This window comes from Anaeromyxobacter sp. PSR-1, assembly GCF_000964525.1.
Classification (GTDB): domain Bacteria; phylum Myxococcota; class Myxococcia; order Myxococcales; family Anaeromyxobacteraceae; genus Anaeromyxobacter.
This window is the reverse complement of sequence record NZ_BAZG01000194.1, coordinates 1-8,115: the sequence shown is the minus strand read 5'-3', so window position 1 is coordinate 8,115 and position 8,115 is coordinate 1. Positions and strand designations below refer to the sequence as shown.

The 8,115-nt window shown below is 75.4% G+C and carries 6 protein-coding genes and 1 pseudogene; 3 read left to right on the top strand and 4 right to left on the bottom strand.

Features of this window, described 5'->3' with window-relative positions:
• A pseudogene (locus tag PSR1_RS19790) lies at nt 1-206 on the top strand (hypothetical protein); the annotation flags it as partial.
• A gap of 61 nt (nt 207-267) precedes the next feature.
• Here the strand turns inward: PSR1_RS19790 and PSR1_RS19785 are convergent.
• Complete coding sequence (locus PSR1_RS19785; RefSeq protein WP_059439131.1) at nt 268-2,796, bottom strand: ATP-binding protein; 2,529 nt, start codon at nt 2,794-2,796, stop codon at nt 268-270.
• Nucleotides 2,797-2,973: 177 nt separating this feature from the next.
• Complete coding sequence (locus PSR1_RS19780) at nt 2,974-4,098, bottom strand: helix-turn-helix transcriptional regulator (protein WP_059439130.1); 1,125 nt, start codon at nt 4,096-4,098, stop codon at nt 2,974-2,976.
• A gap of 206 nt (nt 4,099-4,304) precedes the next feature.
• Here PSR1_RS19780 and PSR1_RS19775 point away from each other — a divergent pair, with 206 nt between their 5' ends.
• Complete coding sequence (locus PSR1_RS19775) at nt 4,305-4,775, top strand: nuclear transport factor 2 family protein (protein ID WP_059439129.1); 471 nt, start codon at nt 4,305-4,307, stop codon at nt 4,773-4,775.
• Between the two features lie 6 nt (nt 4,776-4,781).
• Here the strand turns inward: PSR1_RS19775 and PSR1_RS19770 are convergent, their stop codons facing one another.
• Together PSR1_RS19770 and ccsA are read right to left on the bottom strand one after the other, a co-directional pair.
• Entirely contained in the window at nt 4,782-5,282 is a 501-nt protein-coding gene (locus tag PSR1_RS19770) for a rubrerythrin family protein (RefSeq protein ID WP_059439128.1), read from the bottom strand.
• A 38-nt stretch (nt 5,283-5,320) separates the two neighbouring features.
• Nucleotides 5,321-7,570 (bottom strand): cytochrome c biogenesis protein CcsA, encoded by a 2,250-nt coding sequence (ccsA, locus tag PSR1_RS19765; protein ID WP_059439127.1) that lies wholly within the window; start codon nt 7,568-7,570, stop codon nt 5,321-5,323.
• Nucleotides 7,571-7,879: 309 nt separating this feature from the next.
• Here ccsA and PSR1_RS24085 point away from each other — a divergent pair.
• The coding region (locus tag PSR1_RS24085) for a hypothetical protein (RefSeq protein WP_202813232.1) at nt 7,880-8,115 on the top strand (236 nt) is incomplete at its 3' end.

Genomic DNA, 8,115 nt, shown 5'->3' with positions numbered 1-8,115 from the left:
ACGACGGCGCGCCGTGGATCGGGAGCACGCCGCCCGACGCCGCCGACGTGCCGCCCCGGCCCAGCCTGTTCGGCCAGGCGTTCCAGGGGCCGATGGAGGGCCACGGGCCCGGCGAGCCCTGGCACTACGACCTGCACGTGTGGGTCTGGCGCAACAACCCGGCGGGCACGTTCGCGCAGTGGAACCCGGCGCTGTCCTGTCCCTGAGCACCGCGCGCGATCCGCGATCACGCTGCGGTGGTCGCGGATCGCGCGCCGTGCCCGAGGATCAGGGGGGCGGCGGCGCCGCCGCGCCCGGAGCGCGGCGCGCGGCGGCCTCGGCGAGCAGGCGCTCGAGCTGGTCGAGGTCGGGCGGCTTCGCGAGGTGGGCGTCGAACCCGGCGTCGCGCGCGCGCTGCACGTCCTCGGGCTGCGCATAGCCGGTGAGTGCCACCGCGTACGTCGCAGCGCCACCGGGCAGGGCGCGGACGCGTGCCACCACCTCGTAGCCGTTCAGGTCGGGCAGCCCCACGTCGCAGATGAGCGCGTCCGGTCGCCGCTCCCGGACGGCCTCGACCCCCTGGCGTCCGTCCGCGGCGAGGCGGACCTCGTGCCCCTGCATCCTCAGGATCTCGCCCAGCGTCTCGCGCCCGTCGGCCTCGTCCTCGACGAGCACCAGATCGAGGCGCGGGGCGGTGGGCGTCACGGCGCGACCGACCACGCCGCCGGGGCGCGGCGCCAGCGGAAGGGTCACGACCAGCTCCGCGCCGCGGCCGGCCCCCTCGCTCCGTGCGACCACCGTCCCACCGTGCATGCCCACCAGGCTACGCACCAGGGAGAGGCCGATCCCCATCCCCCCGCGCGCCGTCCAGCGGGTGCGCTCCGCCTGCGCGAACGGCTCGAAGATCGCCTCCAGGAGACCCGGATCGATCCCCACGCCGGTGTCGCGGACCCGCAGCACGCAGGCCCCGGCCTCGCCGCGCACGGTCACGTCCACGCGCCCGCCCGGCGGCGTGAACTTCACCGCGTTGGTGAGCAGGTTGCCCGCGATCTGGCCGAGGCGCGTCGGATCGGCGTCCACCCACACCGGCTGATCGCCCATGTCGAGGTGCAGGGCCGGCCCGCGCTCGTCGAACAGCGGCCGGAGATCGTCGCTGGTGCGGCGCACCACCTCCCGAGCGTCGAGCACCGTGCGCTGCAGCGCGATCTTCCCGAAGTTCACGCGGCTCAGGTCGAGCAGATCGTCCACCAGCTTGGCGAGGTGATCCACCTGCCGCTCGATCACCGCGTTCGCCCGCTCTGCCTGGGGCCCCCCCGGCGGCACGCGATGCAGCAGGTAGACCGCGTTGCGGATCGGCGCGAGCGGGTTGCGCAGCTCGTGCGAGAGCACCGCCAGGAAGTCCGTCTTCCGCCGGTCCGCGTCGCGCAGCGCCTGCTCGCGCCGGCGGTGCTCGATGAGATCCGCGGCCTGCCTGGCCAGCAGGTCGAGCATCCTCAGCGTCACCTCGTCGGGCCGGTGCGGCTCGCGCCAGTGCGTGGAGATCATCCCGAGCGGCCGCCCGTCGCGGGCGACCAGCGGCGTGGACTGCAGCGCCCGCACGCCGGCGTCCTCGAGCAGGCGCCGCGCCTGCGTTCCGGCGAGCCACGGGCACGCCCGCGCATCCTCCACGACGTGCCGCTCCCCCCCGCGCAACCGCTCGGGGCAGGCGATGGGATCGTCGGGCGCGCCCGCGAGCGAGCGCACCACCTCCGGCGGAAACCCGCGCTGCGCCACGAGCCGGAGCGCGGCGGAGCCCTCCTCCAGGATGTGGAGCGTCCCCATGCGCGCGCCCGTCACGGCCAGCGCCGCGTCCATCACCGCCTCGAGCAGCGTGGGGAGCGCGTCCTCGCCGACCAGGCGGGCGGCCACCTCGTGCAGCCGCTCGAGCGCAGCGCGATCGGCGACCAGCCGCGCCTCCGCGTCCATGCGCTCCGTGATGTCGAACACCAGCCCGGCGCTCCGGTCCGGGCGCTGCCCGCTGCGGGTGACCGCGGTGATCACCAGGCGTACCCAGCGCCAGCCACCGTCCCCGCCGCGCACCCGCAGCTCGCGCTCGAGCTCGGCGGCCTTGCCCGTCGCGTAGGCGGCCAGCGCGGAGACCAGGCCCGGCGCATCCTCGGGGTGCAGCCGCTCCATCAGCCAGGGCACGAGCTCCGGGCAGCCCGGGAGCGCCTCCGGCGCGAAGCCCAGGACCTCCGCCATGCGGGGCGTGGTGAAGCCGCTGGAGAGGTCGGCGGAGTGCTCGAAGTAGGCGCCGCCGGAGGCGCGGATGACCTCCTTCAGCTTGCGCTCGCTCTCCCGCAGGTGTTCCTGGAGCTGCTTGTGCGCCGTCACGTCGGTCACGTACCCGTGCCAGATCACGCCCTCGCCGGGCTCCGGCTGCGGGGACGACCAGCCCTCGATCCAGCGCAGGCCGCGCGTGGGATGCTGGTAGCGGAACACGTCGTGCCAGCGCGAGAGCGTCCGGGCGGACGCCGCGATCCGCCGGATCACGCCGGGCAGGTCGTCGGGGTGGACGTTGCGCGCCCAGGCGGACATGTCTCGCGCGAGCTCCTGGCGCGAGACGCCGTACAGCTCCTCCGCCGCGGGCGTCGCGAAGGGCATCGACGCCGTGCCGTCCGGCCGGAGCCGGAACGAGCAGATGACGCCGGGCACGCTCTCGGCCAGCTTCGCGAACTGTTCGCGCAGCGAGACCTGCGGATCGGCCGGACCCCGGCCCGTCGCCTCCTCTCGCGAGGGTTCGCTGCCTGCAGGCGGCTCTGCCTCGCGGCGGGACATGCCTGCGATCTGCTCAGCGTGGCGCTGCGCCGCACGGCCCCGAGGACCCGAACCCTGCGTGCTAGGTCCGGCGGGTGCGGCCGGGCGCGATCCGGCGGAACTTCCGGGGGAGCGTGCCCCTCGGCCTCACGCGCCCACCGGCGGCGGTCGCGGATCGCGCCGACCTCGGCGCATCCGTCAGGCCTCCTCGCGCGCGCCGGGTCCGGCCAGGATCGCGCCGGGCCCGGCGCCGCGGGCGCGCTCGGGCGGGCGCGCCGCGGCGAGCCGCGCGAACAGCTGCGCCCGGCTGCGCGCGCCGGTCTTGTCGAACACGTGGGTGAGGTGATCGCGCGCGGTGTACGGCGAGATGCCCAGCGCCGCCGCGATCCCCTTCGTGCACAGCCCCTGGAGCGTGAGCTGCAGCACCCGGCGCTCGGCCGGCGTGAGCCCGAACGCGCAGACCTGCAGCTCGGCCAGCTCCACCGGCGCGGCCGGCTCGATCACCGCCGCGAGCTCCACGCCCGGGCTGCCGGCCGGGCGGAAGCCGTGCACGGTCAGCCAGCGCCCGGAGCGCGCGCGGGCCCGCACCCGCGCCGGCCCCTTCGCCTCCCCCGCCTCGTCGCGCCGGCGCGCGGCGGCGGCCACCGCCTGGATCGCGAGCGGCGGCGCCGACGCGGCCCCGCCCAGCTCCTCGAGCCAGCGCTCCGCGGCCGCGTCCGCCGCGACCCGCTCCAGCCCGGGCCCGAGCAGCACCAGCCCGGGCGCGTCCTCCGGCGCCCGCGCCGACGCGCCCTCCAGCAGCAGCGACGCGCGGAGCGCCTCCGCGAGCGTCGCGGCGATGCGCCCCAGCGCGCGGGCCTCCGGCGCGGTGAACTCCGGCCGGCCGCGCTCCCGGTACAGGTCGAGCCAGGCCCAGCAGCCGCCGCCGGCCACGCACGCGCTGCGCGCCTGCCGGCCCAGCCCGATGGGCGCGAGCACGTCGCGGAAGCGCGCGCTCCGCTCCGGCCGCCCGGCGGTGCTCACGCCGAGGACGCCCACGTGCCGCGGCCCGCGGGCGAGCGCGGACAGCTTGTCGTAGTCGTCCTCGCGGATCTCGTTGTCGAGGATGGCGGCGCAGTAGCGCTCCGGCAGCTCGTGGAGCACGCCGGCGGTGGGCAGCAGCGTGGCCGGGTCGGTGGCCGCGAACGCCGCCGCCTCGAACGGGATCGCGTCCGCGATCCGGCCGCGGGCGGCGTCCCAGAGCGTGGTCCAGGGCAGGCCCTGCCGGCACAGCGCCGCCACGTCCCGCTCCGCGCGCTCCGTCACGCTCCGGCGTTCCGGCATGGCCCACCCTCCTCGCCGGGGGCGCCGCGCCTCCGGTGCCGCTCCCCATAGCCGCCGGGCCCGCCGCGCCGCCAGGGCCCGCTCCAACTGGTGCAGCGGCGGGCGGCCCGCCCCGTGCCCCTACGCCCGTCGGATGGTGGCCGGCCGGCGCGGGCGCGAGATTGGGCGCACGTGCGGCGGCGGAGGCGGCCGGCGGAGGAGGCGACATGACGCGGGACGAGATGGATCGGCTGGTGAACCGGCACTTCCAGCAGGAGGCGCAGGACGACCTCGAGGGCGTGCTCTCCACGTTCACCGAGGACCTGCAGCACCGCTGCGTGGGCTCGACCTGCGGGCCGCTCTCGGGCAAGGAGGCGGCCCGGGGCTTCTACCGCCGGCTCTTCGCCGACCTGCGCGGCGAGGGCGTGCGCCCCATCGCGCGCCGCTACGGCGAGGACTTCCTGGTGGACGAGGCCGAGTGGACCGGGACCGTCGCCGACGCGAGCTTCTGCGGGCTGGCCGGGTGGTCCGGGCGCGCCACGTTCCGGATGCTCCACGTGTTCGAGCTGCGCGGCGAGCGGATCTCGCGCGAGGAGCTCTGGTTCGACGTGGCCGCGCTCCGGGCGCAGCTCGCGCCGCCCGCGCGCGCCCAGCGCGGCGACGGGGCCGCGGCGCTCGGCGCCGCGACCCCGGGGTGAGCCGGGCTACGCGATCTTCTCGAACCGCGACGCCGGCGTGCCGCAGACCGGGCACTTCTCGGTGGGGACGCCGAACTCGACGTCGCCGCAGACCGGGCACAGGTACACGTCCATCTTCGACAGGTCCTGCCCGGACTCGAGCGCCGCCAGCGCCTGCTCGAACAGCGTCGCGTGCACCTTCTCGACCCGGTTCGCCCAGTCGAGCATGGTCTTCGCCTTGTGCTGCTCGGCGATGGCCTGCTCGACCATGGGCGGGTACATCTCGGTGTACTCGTAGGTCTCGCCCGCGACCGCCTCGCGCAGGTTCTCGAGCGTCGAGCCGACGCCGCCCATGTTCTGGAGGTGCGCCAGCGCGTGGATGGTCTCGGCGTCGGCCGCGGCGCGGAACAGGCGGGCGATCTGCGGGTAGCCCTCCTTCTCCGCCTTCCTCGCGAAGGCGAGGTACTTCCGGTTGGCCTGGCTCTCGCCGGCGAACGCGACCTTCAGGTTCTCCGCGGTGGTGGGCATCGGCTGTCTCCTGTGCGGGTGGGTGAAGTGATCGGGGGCTACCCGGCCAGGCCCGGCCGCCCCTGCGCGCGGCGCTGGGCGAAGCCGCCCCACGCCAGGAACGCGATCTCGGCCGCCGCGATGAGGACCATCCAGATCACGATGGGCGAGTCGCCGAAGCCGTAGGCGTGGAGCCCGGTCCCGAGGACGTAGTTCACCCCGAGGTACGTCATGAGGATGGTCTGGAACGCGATGATGCTCCAGGCCGCCACGCCGAAGCGCCCGAGGAGCCGGTCGGAGCGGGCGTGCAGGATGGCCATGTACGCGAGGAACGCGACCAGCGACCAGACCTCCTTCGGATCCCAGCCCCAGTACCGGCCCCACGACGACGCCGCCCAGATCGAGCCGGTGAGGATGCCGGCGATGAGCAGGATCGACCCGACCATCGTGTACCAGTAGTTCAGGTCGGCCATCTTCTCGATGAGGTCCTCGCGCTTCGGCGCGAGCGCGCCGAACGCGATCTGCATGTGCGCGATGATCACCCCGAGCGCCAGCACCGCGTAGCTCACCATGATGATGGGCACGTGGATGGCGAGCCAGGGCGTGCCGGTGAGCACCGGCGGCATCGGGTGGATGAAGCCGTCCATCGGCAGCAGGTCCACGAGCAGCATGGTGACCGCGGCGCCGGCGCTCGCGTTCACCAGCACGAGCCGGTTGCGGATGAACACGAGCGCGATGAGCGCGAACAGGCCCACGCCCCACGCCAGGAACATCATCGACTCGTACATGTTCGACGCGGGCACCCGGCCGCCCACCGCCCAGCGCACGCCGAGCCCCCAGGTCATCACGCCGAACCCGATCACCAGCAGCACCGCCGCGGCCGCGTCGAGCGTGCGGTTCCGCGTGCGCCAGCCCGCGATCGCGGCCACCAGCGCGCCGACCAGGACGATCCAGGCGATGCGGCTCGGGCGCGTGGCGTTGTACGAGACCTCGCGGTCCATGGCGGCGGCCGCCGGCCAGCCCTCCAGCCGCGGCCCGCGGGCCAGCTCGAGCAGGCCGGGCAGCCCCGGCTGCGCCGCCGGGTTCCAGCGCGCCTCCGCCGGCCCGCCCACCGGCACCGGGCGCACGCCGCCCGAGATGAGGTCGCCCATGCGCTGGGCGCGCTCGTAGAGCTTCTCGACGTCGGCGAGGACGCCGCGCCGCGGCTCGTTGCGCGCCTCCTGCGCGGAGGCCTGCTGCATGAGCTGACCGAACTGCGGGCTGCGCGCCACCTGCACCAGCGCCGCGTGCGTGGCGCCGGAGAGCCCGATCGCCTCGGCGAGCTTGGCGTCGTCGAGCGCGATCACCGGCTCGTTCGCGGCGGCCTGCGGGTTCGCCAGCCAGCGCGCCGCGACGGCCACCGCGTCCCGGCCCTGGAACTGGCGGCGGCCGGTGATCTTCCAGACGTTCTCGCGCGCCCAGGTGTCGAGCGGCATGATGCGGCCGTCGTACTGCACCGGCAGCCGGCGCAGCGCCTCCAGGTCGGCCTTCGTGACCTCGTCGGGCGCGGCGGCGGCGGGGCGCGCCAGCGCCAGCACGGCCAGGCTCGCCAGCAGCGCGGCGGCGCGGCGGCGCTGCACGATGCGGGTGCCGAACACCACGCACATGCCCAGCACCAGCAGCACGTAGCCGGCGAACACGATGGGCTGGCCCGGGTCCTTCGACACCGAGAACACCGACGCCTCGCGCCCGTTCTCCTGCTGGTAGCTCGACTGGAAGATGGTGTACCCCGCGACCTCCAGCGGGTGGTTCATCCAGAGCGCGCCCGGCGTGCCGGCCCCGGTCTGCGGATCGAGGATGACCACGTAGCTGCGGAACTGCGCCGGACGCATGGTCCCGGGGTAGTGGTCGATCTGGAAGTCCATCAACCGGACCGAGAACGGCAGCGTGTGGCGCGCCACGAGCTGGCCGTTCTCCACCTGGTCGATCTCGTTGCCGGTCTGGCCCTCCCACAGGCCCAGCGTCCCCTCCACCTTGAAGAAGTACGTGACGAGCGCGCCGACCAGGATCAGCACCAGCGAGCCGTGGGTGAGCAGGTAGCCGATCCGCATCTTCCCGTAGGGGAAGAGCGACACCAGCGACGCGACCACGTTCACCGTGAACAGCGCCTGCAGCGCCAGGAACCAGGGCGCGTAGTAGACGAGCCGCCCCGCGACCTCGACGCCGGACCGCGACTCGATGATCGTGCCCGCCGAGAGCCCGAGCAGCAGCAGCACGAGCAGGATCACGGCGAGCTTCAGGGAGGACAGCAGCGCGAGGAGCTTCGGCATCGAACGACCTCTGCAGCGGAAGGGCTCCGGGCCGGGGTGTGTGCCGGCGCGGCGCTTTCGGGGGAAAGCGGCGGCATGGTACCACCAGGGGCGTCCCGGACGCGCCCCGAACCGGCGGCGGCAGGCCGGCGCAGCGCAGGCGTAAGTGCCCGGGCCGACGGTTCTTCCGGTGGTCGTGGGGCGGGCGCGACATCGCGCCGCAGGACTCCGGCGTCAGCGCCGGGGATGGCGCCGCGGACCCGGGGGATGGGACCCCGGTGCGCGACCGTGCTGGGAGGGCGCCGCGGACGCCGGGCGCGGCGGCTGCGCGTGCCCGGGCCGGTCGCGGGGGCCGGCGAGCGGGAGCCGCTCGACGCGGATCACCTCGGGGCCGGCGACCGGACCGCTGCGGCGCCGTTCGCCGCCCCGATCCGCGCCGGGCTCGCGGCGCTCGGCCGGGCGGCCGCCGCGATCCGCGGGGCGTCCACCGCGATCGGCGGGGCGGCCACCGCGATCCGCGGGGCGGCCACCCCGGTCGCGCGGGCCTGGCGCGCGCTGCCGGTTCT

Excerpts from the sequence above, each read along its gene's own strand:
- PSR1_RS19785 (WP_059439131.1), bottom strand. The coding sequence starts at position 2,796 with ATGTCCCGCCGCGAGGCAGAGCCGCCTGCAGGCAGCGAACCCTCGCGA.
- PSR1_RS19780 (WP_059439130.1), bottom strand. The coding sequence starts at position 4,098 with ATGCCGGAACGCCGGAGCGTGACGGAGCGCGCGGAGCGGGACGTGGCG.
- PSR1_RS19775 (WP_059439129.1), top strand. The coding sequence starts at position 4,305 with ATGACGCGGGACGAGATGGATCGGCTGGTGAACCGGCACTTCCAGCAG.
- PSR1_RS19770 (WP_059439128.1), bottom strand. The coding sequence starts at position 5,282 with ATGCCCACCACCGCGGAGAACCTGAAGGTCGCGTTCGCCGGCGAGAGC.
- ccsA (WP_059439127.1), bottom strand. The coding sequence starts at position 7,570 with ATGCCGAAGCTCCTCGCGCTGCTGTCCTCCCTGAAGCTCGCCGTGATC.